We start from the raw sequence: 16,980 nt of genomic DNA on the forward strand, positions 1-16,980 counted from the left end.
CTCAGAGCACCTCCCGAGGTAGAGTGAAAGTGATTTGCTCCTCCGTCAGCCGGCGTTCGGCGACGGTCACCGGCCCCAGCCCGCCCAGCGCCGCCACGACCTCGTCCACGAGGTGCGGCGGGGCCGAAGCGCCCGCGGTGAGGCCGATCGTGCGGACGCCGGCGAGGCGGCGCAGGTCCAGGTCGGCGGCGCCGTCCACGAGCACGGCCGGGGTGCCCTCGCGCTCGGCCACCTCCACCAGGCGGCGCGAGTTCGATGAGGTGCCGGAGCCGACCACCAGCACCAGGTCCGTTTCGCGGGCGATCGCGCGCAACGCCTGCTGCCGGTTCGTGGTGGCGTAACAGATGTCGTCCTTACGGGGCGCGGAAAGCCCGGGGAACCGCTCGCGCAGCACGGACGCGATCTCCTCGGCCTCGTCCAGCGCCAGCGTGGTCTGCATGGTGTACGCGACGCGCGCGGGGTCCCGCGCGGTGACGGCGCGCGCGGCCGCCACGTCGCCGACCACCACCACGTCTTCCGGCGCCTCCCCGACGGTGCCTTCTACCTCCTCGTGCTCCGCGTGCCCGATGAGGAACACGGTGTCGCCGCGCCCGCTGTACCGGCGGACTTCGTTGTGCACCTTGGTCACCAGCGGGCAGGTCGCGTCGATCACCGCGAGCCCGCGGCCGGCGGCGTCATGGCGGACCGCGGGCGTCACGCCGTGCGCGGCGAGCACCAGCGTCGCGCCTTCCGGCACCTCGGCCACCTCGTCGACGAACACCGCGCCGCGCTCCTGAAGCCGCCGGACCACGTGGGTGTTGTGGACGATCTGGCGCCGCACGTACACCGGCGCGCCGTGACGGTCCAGCGCACGCTCGACGATGTCGATCGCCCGCTCCACCCCGGCGCAGAACGAACGCGGCCCGGCCAGCAGCACGTGACGGCCGCCGGTGGCCGAGGCCCACGCGGTGAGCGCGGGGACCGCCGCGCGCAGGCTGCGCAAACCGGCCAGGCCGTTTCCGAGTGTGGCGGGCCGTAACAAGGGTGCGCCCACGGTGTCCACGATGGACCGGACGACGGCGAACGGCTCACCCTCCGCCGCCAGCCGATGTGACTCCATGTCGACGGCGAGCGCCCCGGTTCCGCCCAGTTCCGCGCGTTCCCGCTCGGTGACGACGTGGTCGGTGCCCAGTATGGGTCCGATGTGTACGGTGAGGCCGAGTCTTCGCAGTGCACCGGACAGCAGGGGAGCGGACGGCACGGGCATGGTCCCGTCCGGGCCGCGGACCTCGTCGGCCACCACGAGGTCGCCGGGCCGCACATGCGGGACGAGCCCGCCGCCGATCCCGGCGACGATCCGTGGACCGGCCGGGAGCCGGGACGCCGTGGTCGCCGCCCGGCGCGGGCCGAGTCCGGTGTGGACGGTGGGCAGCTCGCGCCGGGCCGCGCGGAGAGCGGCCTGCTCGATCCGCAACGGCGCGCAGAGCAGGACTCGTGAGTGTTCATGACGGTTAGAACCGTCATAGCCACTCACGAGCCGCTCCGCACGTATCGGCCCAGCGCGGACAGCGGGAACACCACGCGGTAAAGGTGATACGACAGGTAGAAGTCGCCGGGGAAGCCGGTGCCGGTGTGCTGCTCCTCGTCCCAGCCGCCGTCCGCGCGCTGGCGTTCGACCAGCCAGTGCACGCCGCGCTCGGTCGTCTCGGCGTCCCGTTCGCCGGCCGCGAGCAGGGCCAGCAGGGCCCACGCGGTCTGCGACGGCGTCGACTCGCCCCGCCCGGCCCACGCCGGATCGCGGTAGGAGCGCAGGTCTTCACCCCAGCCGCCGTCGGTGTTCTGGTGCTCGGCCAGCCAGGTGACGGCGCGGCGGATCCGCGGGTCCGAGCCGGGCATTCCGGCGGCGACCAGCGCGGGCACGGCGGCGCCGGTGCCGTACACGTAGTTCGCGCCCCAGCGGCCGAACCACGAGCCGTCCGGCTCCTGATGGTCCAGCAGCCAGCGCACCCCGCGACGGCACTCGCGGCTGCCGGTTTTCCCTTCCGCCGCCAGCATTTCGACGACGTGCGCGGTCACGTCCGCGGACGGCGGGTCGATCACCGCGCCGAAGTCGCAGAACGGCAGTTTCGTCGCGAGCACCTGGGTGTTGTCGGCGTCGAACGCGCCCCAGCCGCCGTCGCGGGACACCATGCCCTCCAGCCACTCGACGCTGCGGTCGATCGCGCCGCGCAGCCGCAGGTGGTCCGGTTTGCCGAGGCGCCGCAGCGCGAGCACGACCTCGGCGGTGTCGTCGGTGTCCGGGTAGCCGTCGTTGGCGAATTCGAAGGCGAACCCGCCGGGCTGGACCGACGGGCGGCGCACCGTCCAGTCGCCGGGCACCCGGATCTCCTCGCCCAGCAGCCATTCCCCGGCCTTGACCAGCGATTCGTCTCCGGGGGAGACGCCCGCGTCGAGCAGTGCGGTCATGGCCAGCGCGGTGTCCCACACCGGGGACTGGCAGGCCTCCAGCCGCCGGACCCGGCCGGTGGCGGTCTCCTCGTGGATGGTGAACCCGTCGAGGCCTTCGAGCCCGGCCTTGAGCGCCGGGTGGTCCAGCGGGTAGCCGAGCAGGTGCAGCGCGAGGATCGAGTACACCCACGGCGGCTGGATGCCGCCCCAGGACCCGTCGGCCTCCTGCCGCGCCAGGATCCACTCCGCGGCCTGGCGCAGCGCGACCTTGCGGACCGGGTTGAACGGCAGTTTGGCGTACGCGTGCAGCGCGGTGTCGAGGTGCTGGAACACCCCGTCCCAGGTCCACGGCGGCGCGGTCTTGCGCGGCTGCTTCCCGGCCCGCAGCTCGTCCACGCCGAACGGCAGCTGCCGCACCGGCTTCAGCGTCGCGACGACGGTGAGGGGCACGATCGTCTGCCGGGCCCAGCAGGCGAAGTCGTAGACGTTGAGCGGGAACCACGACGGCAGGAAGATCAGCTCCGGCGGCAGGTTCGGCAGCTCGTCCCACGACCACAGGCCGAACAGCGCCAGCCAGATCCGGGTGAACACCCGCGTGCCCTCGAGGCCGCCGTGCCCCCGGATGAACTCCGCCGCGGGCATCAGCCACGGCGCGTCGGCCGGGTCGCCCGCCAGCCGCAGCGCGACCCACGCCTCGACCGTGGTCGACAGGTCGGCCGGGCCGCCGGGGAAGGTGGCCCAGGTGCCGTCGGCGCGCTGCTGCGAGCGGATCCACCGCGCCGACTCCTCGGCCACCCGCGGGGTCAGGATGCCGAGGAAATGGCGCAGCAGCAGGTCTTCCGCGTCCATCGTGACGTTGGTGGCCAGCTCGCCCTTCCACCAGCCCGCGGCTTCCTGCTCCCCGCGCAGGAAGCCGATGCCGGCGGCCACGGCGTCTTCGGCGGATCGCTTGGGCGCGGAGTCCGAAGTGGACGATTCCGGTACGGTCTGGGTCATCACGCCTCCCGGCCGACGATGAACCTGGCGATTTCGATCAGCTCGGCGCGCGGTCCGGCGGGCAGCCCGGCGATCGCGGCTTCGGCGGAGGCCACGCGGCGGGCGGCTTCAGCCATCGCCCATTCCCGTCCGCCCGCGGACTCGACCAGGCCGGCGACGCGCGCCAGCTCCGTGTCGTCGCCGGTTTCGGTCCCGGCCAGCCAGCCGGCCAGCTCACGCGCGGTGGCCCCGCCGTGCCCGGTCGCGTACGTGATCGGCAGGGATTTCTTGTGCGCCCGCAGGTCCGAGAACACCGGCTTGCCGGTGACCGCCGGGTTGCCCCAGATGCCGAGCACGTCGTCCACCAGCTGGAACGCGAGGCCGATCTCCTCGCCGTACTCCGTCAGCGCGGCGATCACAGCGGCGGGCGCGCCGGCGAGCACGGCGCCGATGGCCGCGCTGGCCGAGAGCAGGGCGCCGGTCTTGCCGCCGGCCATGGTCACGCACTCCGGCAGGGTGACGTCGTCGCGCTGCTCGAATCCGACGTCCAGGAACTGCCCGTGGATCAGCCGCCGGGTGGTCCCGGCCAGCAGCCGCCCGGCGGCGATCGCGTGCGGGGAACCGCTGTCCAGCACCACTTCCTGGGCCAGCGCGAGCATCGCGTCGCCGGTCAGGATGGCGCTGGCCGCGCCGTAGAGCGACCAGACGGTCGGGCGATGGCGGCGCTCGGTGTCACCGTCCATCAGGTCGTCGTGCACCAGCGAGAAGTTGTGCACCAGCTCGACGGCGACCGCGCCGGGCACCCCCGTTTCCGGGGACGCGCCGGCGGCCTGCGCGGACAGCACGGCGAGCGCGGGGCGGACGGCCTTGCCGCCGTTTCCCTGCACCGGTACGCCGTTCGCGTCGGTCCAGCCGAGGTGGTACGCGCTGATCGAGCGGCTGCTCTCGTCCAGCCGCTCGACGGCCGCGCGCAGGGCGGGTGTGACCGTGTCGCGGCACCGGGCCAGTGAGCCCGGGGCCGCGGGCGCGGCAGTGGGTCGCATGGTGGCGGTCATGCTCCGACTCCCTCCTTCACGTCATGGGTGTGCTCTTCGAGGAGGGCGGTCGCGGCGGCCGCACCGCTGCGCGCGGCGCCCTCCATGGTCGCGGGCCAGCCGGTGGCGGTCCACGCCCCGGCGAGGAACAGGCCGCGCTCGGCGGTCGCGGCGGGCGGCCGCAGCGACGCGGTTCCGGGGCTGGGCCGGAAGGTCGCGTGCCGTTCACGGGTGACGAAGAAGTCGAGCACCTCGGCCCGACCGGTTTCGGGCAGCAGGCCGGTCAGCTCGGGCAGCAGCCGCTCGCGCAGCGCCGCGGCCGGCAGGTCGATCAGGCCGTCGGCGGCCGAGAGCGACATCGCCAGGTACTGGCCGCTGTCCAAACCGGACTGCCGGGTGCGGTCGAACACCCACTGCACGGGCGTGCGGACCCCGGCCGCGAACGGCTCGTCCAGCACCCGGCGGTCGAGCACCACGTGCACGTTGACGATCGGGGAGCTGCCGAGCCCGCCGGACCAGCCGGGCGGCAGCTGTATGGCGCCGTCCGGGGCCAGCTGCTCGGTCACCGGCGGCGGGGTGGCCAGCACCACCTGCCCGAACCGGTCCTCGCCGCTGTCGGTGCGCACGCGCCAGCCGCGCCCGCACCGTTCGATCGACCGGACTTTGACGCCGGTGCGGACCTCCGCGCCGGCCTCGGTCAGCCGCGCCAGCGCCGGGCCGCCGTGCAGTTCGCTCAACGGCACCAGCGACCAGCCGATGTCGGCGGCGGCGGGATCGGTGAGCAGGCCCTCCTGGAACACGGTGGCGGCCAGGCTGAGCGACGCTTCGTCCGCCGTGGCGTTCAGCGTCGCGACGCCGACGAGGTCCCACAGCACCTCGATCGCGGCGGCGCTCTGCCCGTGCCGGCGCAGCCATTCGCCGAACGACTGGCGGTCCGTGCGGTCGTCGGCCGGGTCGACGCGCTTGAGCGCCAGCGCCGCCAGCGCGAACCGCGCGCGGTCCAGCGGGCGCAGATGTTCGTACCGCAGCAGTGAAGCGGCCAGGTGCAGGGGAGCGGGCAGGTCGCCGCGGCGCAGCCAGGTCGTCGCGGCCGAGCCCGGGGTGCGGATCGGGATCGCGAGGCGTGGCTGGAGCGCCACCCGGTCGGCGACGCCGAGCCGGTCCAGCAACGCGAGATAAACCGTGCAGCAACGCAGGAACACGTGCTGCCCATTGTCCACATGCAACTCGCCGCGGGTGAACGAGTGCGTCAGCCCGCCCAGGTGCGGACGCCCTTCGTACAGCGTCACGGACCGCCCCGCGTCCACGCAGCGCAACGCCGTGGCGATCCCGGCGAGACCGCCCCCGATCACCGCGACGGTGCCTGTTGCCGCCTCGGCGGGGTCATTCACCGCGGGCTCCCCAGCAGCGCGCGCACGGCGACCACGGCCTTTTCCCGCCCCGACAAGGAAAGCCGGCGGTCGAACACGCGTGAGGGCTGCTCGTCGATCCGGTCGAGCAGGGTGCGGTAGATGCCGGACATCGCCGTGCAGCAGGCCGCGCTGCGCCGGTCGAGCGACGGGACCAGGCGCAGGCCGTCGCCGTACCAGCCGCGCGCCCGAGCGGCGGCGTCGTGGACCAGCGCGGTCAAGCCGCCTTCAGGGTCCTGGAGCCGGCCGTCCTCGCCGACGGCCAGCTCGACGCCGAACCGGTCGAGGTCTTCCTTCGGCAGGTAGACGCGGCCGTTGAGCAGGTCTTCGCGGATGTCACGCAGGATGTTGGTCTGCTGCAACGCGATGCCCAGCTGGTCGGCGTACGTCGCGGCCTCGGGCTCGGGCAAGCTGCCGAACACGCCGAGGCACAGCCGGCCGACCGAGCCGGCCACACACCGGCAGTACTCCACCAGGTCTTCGAACCGCACGTAATGCCGGCCGGTCACGTCCATCTCGACGCCGTCGAGCAGCTCCTCGAACGCGCCCAGCGGGATCGGGTACCGGCGCGCGGCGTCCGCGACCGCGACGTACACCGGCTCGGTGCTGGCCCCGAGGTCGCCGAGCGACTTGCGGACGCCGGCCAGACCGGACAGCTTCTCCTCGGTCGGCAGGTCGCCGTCGCCGATGTCGTCGACGATCCGGGCCAGCGCGTACACCGCGCAGAGGGCGGCGCGCTTGTCCGGTGGCAGGAGCCGGATCCCGTAATGGAAGTTGCGCGCTTGCTCCTTGGTGACCTGCGTGCAGTACGCGTACGCGTCTTCGATCGTCGTGGTCATCCGGACCGCCTCCCCGCCTTCGGTTCGCGCTGTGATTTGCCGATTCCCAGCCACATCAGCCAGCCCAGGACCCCGGCCTTCGACGGCCGCGCCTGGGTGCCCAGCACGTCGCCGCCGGTCGCGCGCAGGGCGTCGACCGTCGCCAGCCCGCCGGCCACGAACCCGCCGACCGCGAGCCGCGCCCAGCCGTGGAGCTGCCCCACCAGCGGAGCGCCGCTGCCCAGGAGGGCGGCGGCGCGGTCGATCTCGAAGCGCATCAGCTCTCTGAACTCCCGGGAGCCGGGCGCCGCGCCCAGCTCCGCCTCCGTGACCCCGAACGCGGCCAGGTCTTCCTGCGGCAGGTAGACCCGGTCGTCGGCGAAGTCCTCGGCGACGTCCTGCCAGTGCTCCACCAGCTGCAGCGCGGTGCAGACCCGATCGGACAGTTCCGCGGCCCGCTCGTCGCGCACGTCGAACAGCCGCAGCACGATCCGTCCCACCGGATCGGCCGAGAGCCGGCAGTACGCCAGCAAGTCCTCGTACGCCGGATACCGCGTCACGTGCTGGTCCTGCAGATTCGCCTCGACCAGCCGGCTGAACGGCTCGGCGTCGACCCGTCCGCCGTGGATCGCCGGCAGCAGGCCGCGGATCACCGGGTGCGTGGGCTCGTCGTCGTCCCAAGCACCGGCCAGTTCCTCGCCGAAGGCCTTCAGCTGGGCCACCCGGTCGCCCTCGGCTTCGTCACCGAGGTCGTCGATCGTGCGCGCAACCGCGTAAACCGCGGTGAGGTCGGCGCGCAGTTCCCGGGGCAGCACACGCAGGGCGACCGGGAAGTTCTCGGCCTGCCGCTTGGCCCGCAGACCGGCGACTTCACGGCCTTCGGGTTGGTGACGTCCAGGTGCAGTGGGACTCATCCGCCTCAGTCTCGCTCGCTCGGATGGGCGGCTTCTGCGGCCGGGAGGAGAATTTTCCCGGCTTCGACTTGGCACGAACGGACAAAATGGGGCGAGGATAAGGCCGACCGAACCCGTTGACCTGCTATCACTGGGGAAGGGCGAGCTGCGCGCATGGGATCAGACCAGGTGGCCCTATTGGGTGAACTCGAAACCAAGGTGAGCAGGCGGCTGCCTGCCATCCTGAACGAGGTGCGGGACCTGCTCGTGGAGCAGCACCCCGACTACGCGGCGTTCCTCACCGAGGAGCTGGCGGAGGTCGTCACGGCCAGCGCGGGTTTCGTGAGCCGGCTGATCAGCGTCGCCGAGTCCCCTGAGGACAAGCTGCCCGAGCTGGGCTCCGGCGTCGAGCAGGTGGTGTTCGAGGAGATCGGGCGAACGCAGTACCGCCAGGGCCGCCGGGTGACCAGCCTGCTCGCCGCGTACCGGGTCGGCGCCCGCGTCGCGTGGCGGCACGTGTCCGAGGCGGCGCTGGAGCTGGACGTGCCGGCCGAGCTGTTCGCCTCGCTCGCCACCACGGTGTTCGCGCTGGTGGACCAGCTGTCCGAGTCCTCGCTCCACGGCTACCTGCAGGAGCAGTCGGACGCCGTGCGGGCGCGGGAGAGCCTGCGCGACGAGCTGAGCGAGCTGCTGCTGTCCGACCGCGCCGACCAGGCCGCGGTCCGCTCGGCCGCGGTGCGGGCCGACTGGCGGATCCCGAAGTCCGCGGCCGTCGTGCTGGTCGAGGGCGACAACGAGCTGGGCCGGGAGCTGGTGTCCCGGCTCGACGACACCTGCCTGCGGCTGCGGCGCCCGGGACTGTTGGTCACGATCGTGCCGGATCCGGCCGGCCCGGGGCGGCGCGCGTGGCTGGCCAGGGCGCTGCGCGGGGCGGGCGCGGTGGTCGGCGCGTCGGTGCCGGTGGACCGGCTGCCGGCCAGCCTGCGCGTCGCCGAGGTGACCGCCCGGCTGCGCCGCGACCACCTGCTCAGCGACGACCCGGTGTTCGCCGACGAGCACCTCGACGCCATCATCGTGCACCGCGACGACCGGCTGCTCGACGTGCTGCGCCGCCGCTGCCTGGCCCCGCTCGACGAGCTGAACGACTCCTCCCGCGAACGGCTTTCGACCACGCTCACCTCCTGGCTGCTGCACCTGGGCGACCGCAAGGCCGTGGCCGAAGACCTGCACATCCACCCGCAGACGGTGTCCTACCGGCTCGGCCGGCTGCACACGCTGTTCGGCCCCCAGCTGGACGACCCGGCCACCCGCGCGACGCTGATGCTGGCCCTGGCGTGGGGCCCGCCCGGCTCGGACTCGTGAGTGTTTATGACGGTTAGAACCGTCATAAACACTCACGAGTCCGAGCCGGGCGTCAGCTGGAGGCGCCGAACTTGGTTGCCAGGGTGCGGTAAACGCCGGGGACCGCGCCGCGCAGCGCGACGGGCAGGCGCAGCCAGCGGGGCACGTAGTAGTCACCGGGGCGGGCCGCTGCGCGCACCACCGCGGCGGCGACCCGGTCGGCGGGCACCGGCCGCGGGGTCGTGCGGGAGTAGGGCGTGCCGCGGCGCTCGAAGAACGCCGTCCGGACCACTCCGGGCACGACCACCCCGACGTCGACGCCGGTGCCGTGCAGTTCGTAACGCAGGCTGTCGGCGAAGGCGTCGAGGCCGGACTTCGTGGCCGCGTACACCGCTTCGCCCGCGACGCCGGTGCGGCCCGCGATCGACGTCACGAACACGATCCGGCCGTGGCCGCGCGCGAGCAGGCCGGGCAGCAGCGCGCGGGTCAGCTCCAACGGCGCGGTCAGGTTCACCGCGATCAGGCGTTCCAGCTCGGCGTCGGAGAGGCCCGGCAGCGGCCCGGCCCAGCCGAGGCCGGCGTTGTTGACGAGCACGTCCACCTGCCCGGTGACCGCCAGCGCGCGCTCCGCGAGCCCCGCCGCGGCGCCCGGCTCGGCCAGGTCGGTGTCGAGCGCGGTGCCTCCGGTTTCGGTGGCCAGCGCGGCCAGACGCGCACGGTCACGGCCATGTAGCAGGACGTGCGCACCCGCGGCGGCGAACCGCCGGGCCGCGGCCTCGCCGATGCCCGAGGACGCGCCGGTGACCAGCACCGTCCCGCCGGCGGGACCGGGCATCAGAGCCCCGGCACCGCGGCCGGGCGCGCCCCCATCCGCAGCACGATGCCCTCGGAGCGCAGCGACCGCCGGAACCACCACAGCGAGGCGGCGATCGTGATACCCACCAACGTGTAAGAACCGGCGGTGCTGACCATCAGGAAGTTGCCGACGGTGGCCTTGGCCAGCATCAGCAGCGTGCCCGCGCCGTTGACCGCGAAGACCAGGGCCCAGAGCAGCGAGACGCGCTGGAAGAAGCGGCGCATGCCGGGGTGGCCGGACAGCGTGTCCGGGAACGCGCAGAAGTCACCGGCCAGCCGCGCGAGCAGCGGCCGGTTGAACGGCGCGGACACCAAGAACAGGCTGGCTACCACGAAGTTCTGTAATGTCGGCTGCAGGAAGTAAAGAAAGGTGCTGCCGGTGGCCAGGCCGAGTACGGTCCTGGCGATCAGCAGCGCGGTGGTGAGCAGCAGGACCGCGGGTATGCGTTTGCGCAGGACCAGCCGGGCGATCAGCACGGTGGCCGACCAGCAGAGCGCCGCGAGGACCCCGCTGTCGAAGCTCACCAGCGTGAGGAGGAGGTAGAACAGCCCGGCCGGGATCAGCGTCGACTCCAGCAGATGCCGTCCCCCGCCGAACACGAGGTTGCCGAGCGAGGGGAGGTCGATCGTCATGGAGTGTCGCATGCAGCTGAAGTACCTCCGGTACGGGGCAGCCGTCCCCTCGGTGTCACGGAAAGCCCGGGTGTCACTGAACGCCTGGCCTTGGGCACCCGGGAGCCGGGAAACTCAGGCGGCCGGGAGTTTACACAGCATAGGCACGCCGGATGGGGATGGTGTGAGGTGACTGCTCCGTGAGCGCGACCGGGGTGTCGCTGTTCGTGGCCGTTCCGGCCGCGGTGGCCGGCGCGGTCTGCATCGGCCTGGCCAGCGCCGCGCAGGCCAGGGCCACCAAAGAGGTGGAGACCGGCAAGCCGCTGGACCTCACCCTCTTCCGCCGGCTGGTCGGCCGGCCGCTGTGGCTGATCGGCATCGCGGCGACCGTGCTCGGCCTCGGCCTGCAGCTCGCGGCGCTGGCGTTCGGGCCGCTGCTGCTCGTGCAGCCGTTGCTGATCACTTCACTGATTTTCGCCGGGCTGGCCTCGGCGCGGTTCGAGAAGCGCCTGCCGGACCAGGTGATGGTCGGCGGCTCGGTGCTGTGCGTGGTCGGGCTCGCGGCGTTCATCCTGGTCGCCCGGCCCAGCGGCAACGGCGACGTGCTGGTGACCGGGCCGGCCTTGCTGCCGCTGGGCATCGCGCTGGCCGCGGTCACCGCGGCGGGCATGGTGCTCGCCGCGTTCACCGGCTCGGGCTCGCTGCGCACGCTCGGCCTGGCCGTGGCCACCGGGGTGCTCTACGGCCTGACCGCCGGGCTGATGAAGGTGGTCGCCGGCCAGTTCCGGGTCGGCTTCGACGAGCCGTTCCGGCACTGGACCCTGTACATCGTCTGCGTGATCGGCCCGTTCGGCTTCCTGCTCAGCCAGAACACGTTCCAGCAGGGCCGGTTCCTCACCCCGGCGCTGGCCGTGATCACCGCGCTCGACCCGCTGGTGGGCGTCGCGATCGGGCTGTCCTGGATGGGCGAGTCGGCCAACGGCAGCCCGCTCGCGCTGGCCGGCGAGGCGGCCGCGGGGCTGGTGATCGTGGTCGGCATCGCGCTGCTGGCCACCCGCGCCTCGCATCTGTCCGCCGCGCCGGAGCCCGCCGAGGCCACCGATTCTTCGGAGTCTTCAGGGACCGGATCGGACCCCGAAGACGGGTACGGTCTGGCCGGATCCACCTGTTAGTCCCGCGGTGGCCGACCGCCGCACCGCACCGGCGAAGGGGGCGCGTTGGAGCGCGTGCTGATCGTCTCGGCGAACATCGGGGAGGGGCACAACGCCACCGGGCGCGCGCTGGAGGGCGCCGTGCGGGAGCGCTGGCCCGGGGCCACCGTGCAGTGGCTCGACACCCTCGACGTGCTCGGGCCCGGCTTCGGGCCGCTGCTTCGCCGCACGTACGTGGCGAACGTGGAGAGCACCCCCTGGCTGTACGAGTTCTTCTACACCGCGATCTGGCGGATCGCCTGGTTCGCCGCCGTGACCCGGCGCCTGGTCGGCGCGTGGTCCGGCCGCCGGCTCGCCCGGCCGGTCGCCCGCTTCGCCCCGGACGTGGTGCTCTCGACGTACCCGATGGCCACGGCCGGGCTGGCCTGGCTGCGCCGCCGGGGACGGCTGGACGCGCGGATCGGCGCCTGGGTCCCGGATTTCGCGCCGCACCCGTTCTGGGTCTACGGCTCGGCGGACCTCACGCTGGTGATGCACGACGTCGCGGTGGGCCCGGCGCGGCGCTGCTCGCTGTCCGCCGCGGTGGCCGTGTCCGCCCCGCCGGTGCGCGCCGAATTCCGTCCCGGCGACCGCGCGGGCGCCCGCCAGCAGCTCGACCTGCCGCCGGATGCGTTCGTGGTGCTGGTTTCCTGTGGCTCACTGGGTTTCGGTGATCTCCGCAAGACGGTGCTGGAGCTGCTCGGCGCGCATCCGGACGTGCTGCCGGTCGCCGTCTGCGGCCGTAACGAGGCGCTCGTGCGGAAGCTGCGGCAGATCGGCGACCCGCGGCTGCGCGTGCTCGGCTGGACCGAGGAGATGGCCCGCTACACGATCGCCGCCGACGTGGTGGTGATGAACGCCGGGGGCGCGACCGGGCTGGAGGCGCTCGCGTGCGGGCGTCCCGTGCTGATGCACCGCCCGATCGCCGCGCACGGCAAGGCGAACGCCCGGCTGATGGCCGAGGCCGGGCTGGCCCTGGTGTCCGAAAAGGACGGTGAGCTGGCAGCGACCGTCCAGGTGCTGCTGGCCGAGCCGGACCGGCTCAAGTCGATGGCCGAGGCCGCGACGCGGCACTGCGAGTCGGCGACCCCGCTGACGACGGTGCTCGAATCGTTGGCGGAAGGCCCGCGAAACCCGGCGCCGCAGCGGCTGCGCGCGGAGGACGCGTTGTTCCTCCACGTGGCCACTCCTCAAGTGCCGCAACAGGTCGGGGCAGTCCTGATGCTCGACCCGAAGGCCGACGGCACCCCGGCCACCCGCGCCGACGCGGCCCACCTGCTCGCCGCGCTGCCCGGCCTGCGCGCCCGATTGCTGCCCGGCGGTGGCCTCTGGCGCGCGAAGTGGCAGGAGGACCCGGCCCGCGATGTCGAAGACATCCTCACCGAAGCCGAGGCCGAACCCGGCGCGGACTTCGAGACGGCGCTGACGGCGGAGATGGACGCCTTCTTCTCCATCGGGGTCCCGCCGGAGCACCCGTGCCGCGCACGGCTGGTCACCGGGCTGGCCGGCGGCCAGGGCGCGTTGCTGATCGCGTTGCACCACGCGGCGAGCGACGGGATCGCGGTGATCGGCGCGCTGGTCGGCCAGGCGCGGGGCAAGGCTCCTCTGATCGTGGCGCCGCCCGGGCGTACAACCGTGGCGCACCGGCTGAAAGCAATCACGCGGCCTCGTTCGGCGGCGAAGTCCGAAGCGGCGCGGCTGGCAAGCGGGGTCTGGGCGCTGGCCCGGGCCGGCACCGCGCCGCGCGTGCGCTGGGAGACCGGGATCGACGGCCCGGAGCGGCATTTCGCCCGCGCGCACCTGTCGGCGCCGGAGGTGCGGGCGGCGGCGCGGCGGCTCGGCGTGCCGACCACGCACCTGGTGCTGGCGCTCCTGGCGGAGGCGCTGCACCGGGAACTCGGGGCGGGCGCGCCGGAACGCGTGCGGGTGCTGATCCCGATGTCCATTCGCGACACCGGCACGTTCCGGCAATTGGGCAACCACACCGGCGCGGCGTCGGTGGACCTGCCCGCCGGCCCGATGCCGTTGCCGCAACGGGTGACCGAGACCCGCGATTCGCTACGGAACCAGGTCGGCCGGGGCGCCCCGCGCGCGGGCAACGCCGTGGTCCGGGTGCTCGGCGTGCTGCCGCCGTGGCTGCACCGCCGGCTGGCCCGCCTGGTCTACCGCGGCACGTGGTTCAGCATGATCGCCTCGGTACTGCCCGGGGCGCGCTCGCCGGTGTCGCTGAACGGTTCGCTGATGCGGACGGTCTACCCGGTGCTGTCGCTCGCGCCGGGTGTCCCGGTCGCGGTCGGCGTGATGACTTGGGCGGACCGGTTCACCGTCTGTGTCACGGTTCCTGCCGCGCACGCCGCCCGCGGCGACCGCCTGGCTGCCGGGGTCACCGAGGCCTTCGCGGACCTCCAAGCTCGTGAGTGTTCATGACGGTTAGAACCGTCATAAACACTCACGAGTCCTTGAAGAAGTGCGTCGACGGCCGGGGAACCTCTTCACCGTCAACGAAAATGTCCAGCTTCTCGTTGTAAAAAGACACCAGCCCGGCAATCGGAGTCATCGCCACCGTCGGGAAGTCGTACGCCCAGGCCAAATCCTGGTGCAGAGTGTCGCCAATGCGCACAGACCAGTAGCCAGTCGTGCGCCCCTTGTACGGGCAGGCCGTGACCGTGGTGGTCGGCACGAGGTGGGTGAAGCCGACCTCGGTGCGGTTGAAGTAGTAGCGCGTCGGCAGGCCCGTCTCGAACAACAGCACCGGCGAAGACGACTCCGCGAGCGTCACGCCTTCCAGCGCGACGCGGACGTGGCGGGTCGAACGCAGCGCGTCCACTCGCGTGTACGGGTTGCGCGGGTGCACGAAGACCTCTTCGTCCTCCTCGAACCACGAGTCGAGCGCTTCCCACTCGAAACGCACGTAGCCCGCCAGGCCGGCGACGGCGTCTTCGCCGTAGACGCGGGCCGCCGCGGGCTTCACGACTTCGCCGACGCGCAGGGCGTGACGACGGGCGGTGCCGCGCTTGAGCCGTTGCGGGTGGTCCTCGTCGACGAGCAGGCCGGGCTTGACGTCCGCGACCGGGATGTAGAACTGCGGGTACGGCGGCCATTCCCACACGTACAGCGCGCGCGTGGTGTCCAGCACCACCTGGCCGCCCAGGGTGGCGCGGATACGGCGGGGCACCGGCTCCACATGGTCGGTCTCGGTGATCATCGCCGGGTAACCGGGCACGGCTGCTCCTTGGAAGTCGGGACGCTCGGCAAACGCGAACGGCGCGCGAACCAGAGGGGGTCCGCGCGCCGCCGTTGATGGCCGTCAAGGCCTCCTTACCCGCGTCGGGCGCTGGCAAGGAGGCCTTGACGGCGGGTCAGGCCGTGGCCCGCTTCGGCAGCTTCCAGCCGGGGCGGGGGAAGTGGCAGGTGTAGCCGTTCGGGTACTTCTGCAGGTAGTCCTGGTGCTCGGGCTCGGCTTCCCAGAAGTCGCCGGCCGGGGTCACCTCGGTGACGACCTTGCCGGGCCAGAGGCCGGAAGCCTCGACGTCGGCGATGGTGTCCACGGCGACCTGTTTCTGCTCGTCGTCGGTGTAGAAGATCGCCGAGCGGTAGCTGGCGCCGAGGTCGTTGCCCTGGCGGTCCTTGGTGGTCGGGTCGTGCACCTGGAAGAAGAACTCCAGCAGGTTCCGGAAGTCGGTCCGCTCGGGGTCGTAGCCGACCTCGATGGACTCGGCGTGGTTGCCGTGGTGCCGGTAGGTGGCGTTGGGCACGTCGCCGCCGCTGTAGCCGACCCGGGTGGTCACGACACCGGGCTGGTGGCGGAACAGCTCTTCCATGCCCCAGAAGCAGCCGCCGGCGAGAATCGCCTTTTTCGTAGCCATGGGTATCTCCTTACTCGCTCTCGGCGGTGGTGAAGAGGGTCCGGTACGCGCCGTAGCCCTCCTTTTCCAGGTCGTCGAGGTGGATGAAGCGCAACGACGCGGAATTGATGCAGTATCGCAGACCGCCGCGGTCGGCCGGGCCGTCCTCGAAGACGTGCCCGAGGTGGCTGTTGCCGTGCATCGACCGGACCTCGGCGCGGATCATCCCGAGGCTGAAGTCCTTCTTCTCCACCACGTTCGCCTGCTCGATCGGCTTGGTGAAGCTCGGCCAGCCGGACCGGCTGTCGTACTTGTCCACCGAGGCGAACAGCGGCTCGCCGGAGACCAGGTCGACGTAGATCCCGGGCTCCTTGTTGTCCCAGTAGACGTTGTCGAACGGCCGCTCGGTCCCGTCCTGCTGGGTCACGCGGTACTGCTCGGCGGAAAGGCCGGCGACGGCTTCCGGGTTCCGGCGGTACTGCGCCTGCTCCTGGGACGTCTGTTCGTGGGACACAGCTCTCCCTTCACGGCCTCTCGGCGCGGGCTGGGGAACCAGGTGAAACGCACCTGGACGTGCAGTCACAAAGACAACGTACGGCGGTTTTCTATTCCGCCGCCGCCCGATGGCCGCCGCTGTCGGAGTTTCGTAAGGTCTGCCGCCGGTCGCCGCCCAGCACGCCCTCGTCCAGGAGGTCGAGCAGGGTGCGCAGCGCGCGGCTCGGCGGCCGCCCGGCGTGGGACACGGCGGTGAGCGGCCAGGTGAAGCCCACGTCGGTGAGCGGCACCACGGTGGTGCCGGGCACGGACAGCGGCACCACGTCGGGGGCCACCGCGACGCCGAGGCCGGCGGCGACGAAGCTGGGCACCGTGCGCAGGTCCGCCACCTCGACGGTGACGCGCCGCGGCGAGCCCAGCGCGGCGAAGGCCCGGTCGACGGCGATCCGGTTGCCGAACCCGCGCGGGGTGTCGACGAACCGCTCGCCGGCCAGGTCGGCCAGCCCGATCGCCGTCCGGCCGGCCAGCTCGTGGTCCGAGGGGACCAGCGCGTGGTACGGCACGGCGAGCAGCTCCCGCACGGCCAGCCCGGCCAGCTCGGCTTCGGGCAGGCCCAGCAGCGCCACGTCGAGGCGGCCGTGGCGGATGTCCTCGGCCAGGCCGGTGGAGCCGGTGGTGGACACCGTGACGTGCAGGTCCACCAGCGGGTGCTGGGTGTGGAAGGCGCCCAGCAGCGCGGGCAGGTCCAGCGCGCCGATGCTGCTCATGGTCCCGATTCGCAGGCTCCCGCGCAGCCCGGCGGAGGCCTCCTGCACCACCGAGCGCGCCCGGTCGACGGCTTCGAGCGCGGCCTTGGCCTCGGGCAGGAACGCGAGCCCGGCCGTGGACAGCGCGACCCGGCGCGTCGACCGGTCGAACAGGGTCGCGCCCAGCTCGGTCTCGAGCGTCCGGATCGTCGCGGACACGGTCGACTGCACGGTGAACAGCCGCTGGGCGGCGCGCGTGAAGCTCAGCTCCTCGGCGACCGCGACGAAGTACTCCAGCTGACGGGTCTCCACGGCCTCGATTATCGCCCCTGGCGATAAC

Annotated in this window: 15 protein-coding genes; 3 read left to right on the plus strand and 12 right to left on the minus strand. The window is 72.7% G+C overall.

Annotation, left to right across the window (positions count from 1 at the left end; all coding sequences use genetic code 11):
* Position 1: 1 nt before the first annotated feature.
* From ispH to hpnC, 6 genes are read right to left on the minus strand one after another with little or no spacing between them, the layout of a single operon-like run.
* Positions 2–1,513: a 4-hydroxy-3-methylbut-2-enyl diphosphate reductase gene (gene ispH, locus OG371_RS33620; protein ID WP_329059678.1), complete on the minus strand. Its 1,512-nt coding sequence runs from the start codon at positions 1,511–1,513 to the stop codon at positions 2–4.
* The gene (gene shc / locus OG371_RS33625) at positions 1,510–3,423 is read right to left on the minus strand and encodes a squalene--hopene cyclase (protein ID WP_329059679.1); all 1,914 of its coding nucleotides are present in this window, start codon (positions 3,421–3,423) and stop codon (positions 1,510–1,512) included. Before shc ends, ispH begins: the two co-directional genes overlap by 4 nt.
* Complete coding sequence (locus OG371_RS33630) at positions 3,423–4,457, minus strand: polyprenyl synthetase family protein (RefSeq protein WP_329059680.1); 1,035 nt, start codon at positions 4,455–4,457, stop codon at positions 3,423–3,425. The genes shc and OG371_RS33630 overlap by 1 nt, the downstream gene beginning before the upstream one ends.
* Positions 4,454–5,827: a hydroxysqualene dehydroxylase HpnE gene (gene hpnE, locus OG371_RS33635; RefSeq protein WP_329059681.1), complete on the minus strand. Its 1,374-nt coding sequence runs from the start codon at positions 5,825–5,827 to the stop codon at positions 4,454–4,456. Before hpnE ends, OG371_RS33630 begins: the two co-directional genes overlap by 4 nt.
* Positions 5,824–6,684, minus strand: coding sequence for a presqualene diphosphate synthase HpnD (hpnD, locus tag OG371_RS33640; protein ID WP_329059682.1), 861 nt, complete (start codon positions 6,682–6,684; stop codon positions 5,824–5,826). Before hpnD ends, hpnE begins: the two co-directional genes overlap by 4 nt.
* Entirely contained in the window at positions 6,681–7,577 is an 897-nt protein-coding gene (gene hpnC, locus OG371_RS33645) for a squalene synthase HpnC (protein WP_329059683.1), read from the minus strand. Before hpnC ends, hpnD begins: the two co-directional genes overlap by 4 nt.
* 168 nt (positions 7,578–7,745) lie before the next feature.
* Here hpnC and OG371_RS33650 point away from each other — a divergent pair, with 168 nt between their 5' ends.
* Positions 7,746–8,918, plus strand: a complete 1,173-nt coding sequence (locus OG371_RS33650; RefSeq protein ID WP_329073347.1) for a PucR family transcriptional regulator — start codon at positions 7,746–7,748, stop codon at positions 8,916–8,918.
* Between the two features lie 52 nt (positions 8,919–8,970).
* Here OG371_RS33650 and OG371_RS33655 read toward each other — a convergent pair whose 3' ends face one another.
* Together OG371_RS33655 and OG371_RS33660 are read right to left on the minus strand one after the other, a co-directional pair.
* Positions 8,971–9,732 carry an SDR family NAD(P)-dependent oxidoreductase gene (locus OG371_RS33655; protein ID WP_329059684.1) on the minus strand — a complete coding sequence of 254 codons (762 nt, stop codon included), beginning with the start codon at positions 9,730–9,732 and terminating at the stop codon, positions 8,971–8,973.
* Complete coding sequence (locus tag OG371_RS33660; RefSeq protein WP_329059686.1) at positions 9,732–10,385, minus strand: VC0807 family protein; 654 nt, start codon at positions 10,383–10,385, stop codon at positions 9,732–9,734. Before OG371_RS33660 ends, OG371_RS33655 begins: the two co-directional genes overlap by 1 nt.
* Before the next feature lie 179 nt (positions 10,386–10,564).
* Between OG371_RS33660 and OG371_RS33665 the strand changes: the two genes are divergently transcribed.
* Together OG371_RS33665 and OG371_RS33670 are read left to right on the plus strand one after the other, a co-directional pair.
* Positions 10,565–11,536: a DMT family transporter gene (locus OG371_RS33665; RefSeq protein WP_329059687.1), complete on the plus strand. Its 972-nt coding sequence runs from the start codon at positions 10,565–10,567 to the stop codon at positions 11,534–11,536.
* 54 nt (positions 11,537–11,590) lie between these two features.
* Positions 11,591–13,981 carry a WS/DGAT domain-containing protein gene (locus OG371_RS33670; RefSeq protein WP_329073348.1) on the plus strand — a complete coding sequence of 797 codons (2,391 nt, stop codon included), beginning with the start codon at positions 11,591–11,593 and terminating at the stop codon, positions 13,979–13,981.
* 22 nt (positions 13,982–14,003) lie between these two features.
* Here OG371_RS33670 and OG371_RS33675 read toward each other — a convergent pair whose 3' ends face one another.
* The 4 genes from OG371_RS33675 to OG371_RS33690 form a co-directional block, all read right to left on the minus strand.
* On the minus strand, positions 14,004–14,777 hold the full coding sequence (locus OG371_RS33675) for a DUF427 domain-containing protein (RefSeq protein WP_329059688.1): 774 nt from the start codon (positions 14,775–14,777) through the stop codon (positions 14,004–14,006).
* A 136-nt stretch (positions 14,778–14,913) separates the two neighbouring features.
* Positions 14,914–15,420, minus strand: coding sequence for a peptide-methionine (S)-S-oxide reductase MsrA (gene msrA, locus OG371_RS33680; RefSeq protein WP_329059689.1), 507 nt, complete (start codon positions 15,418–15,420; stop codon positions 14,914–14,916).
* A gap of 10 nt (positions 15,421–15,430) precedes the next feature.
* The gene (gene msrB, locus OG371_RS33685; RefSeq protein ID WP_329059691.1) at positions 15,431–15,913 is read right to left on the minus strand and encodes a peptide-methionine (R)-S-oxide reductase MsrB; all 483 of its coding nucleotides are present in this window, start codon (positions 15,911–15,913) and stop codon (positions 15,431–15,433) included.
* Between the two features lie 91 nt (positions 15,914–16,004).
* Positions 16,005–16,952 carry a LysR family transcriptional regulator gene (locus OG371_RS33690; protein WP_329059692.1) on the minus strand — a complete coding sequence of 316 codons (948 nt, stop codon included), beginning with the start codon at positions 16,950–16,952 and terminating at the stop codon, positions 16,005–16,007.
* Between the last annotated feature and the right edge of the window lie 28 nt (positions 16,953–16,980).

Origin of the sequence: Amycolatopsis sp. NBC_01480 (genome assembly GCF_036227205.1) — a bacterium.
Classification (GTDB): Bacteria; Actinomycetota; Actinomycetes; order Mycobacteriales; family Pseudonocardiaceae; genus Amycolatopsis.

What these genes read in the sequence shown, in the direction of transcription:
- shc (WP_329059679.1), bottom strand. Translation starts at nt 3,423, where the DNA reads ATGACCCAGACCGTACCGGAATCGTCCACTTCGGACTCCGCGCCCAAG.
- OG371_RS33630 (WP_329059680.1), bottom strand. Translation starts at nt 4,457, where the DNA reads ATGACCGCCACCATGCGACCCACTGCCGCGCCCGCGGCCCCGGGCTCA.
- hpnD (WP_329059682.1), bottom strand. Translation starts at nt 6,684, where the DNA reads ATGACCACGACGATCGAAGACGCGTACGCGTACTGCACGCAGGTCACC.
- hpnC (WP_329059683.1), bottom strand. Translation starts at nt 7,577, where the DNA reads ATGAGTCCCACTGCACCTGGACGTCACCAACCCGAAGGCCGTGAAGTC.
- OG371_RS33655 (WP_329059684.1), bottom strand. Translation starts at nt 9,732, where the DNA reads ATGCCCGGTCCCGCCGGCGGGACGGTGCTGGTCACCGGCGCGTCCTCG.
- OG371_RS33660 (WP_329059686.1), bottom strand. Translation starts at nt 10,385, where the DNA reads ATGACGATCGACCTCCCCTCGCTCGGCAACCTCGTGTTCGGCGGGGGA.
- msrA (WP_329059689.1), bottom strand. Translation starts at nt 15,420, where the DNA reads ATGGCTACGAAAAAGGCGATTCTCGCCGGCGGCTGCTTCTGGGGCATG.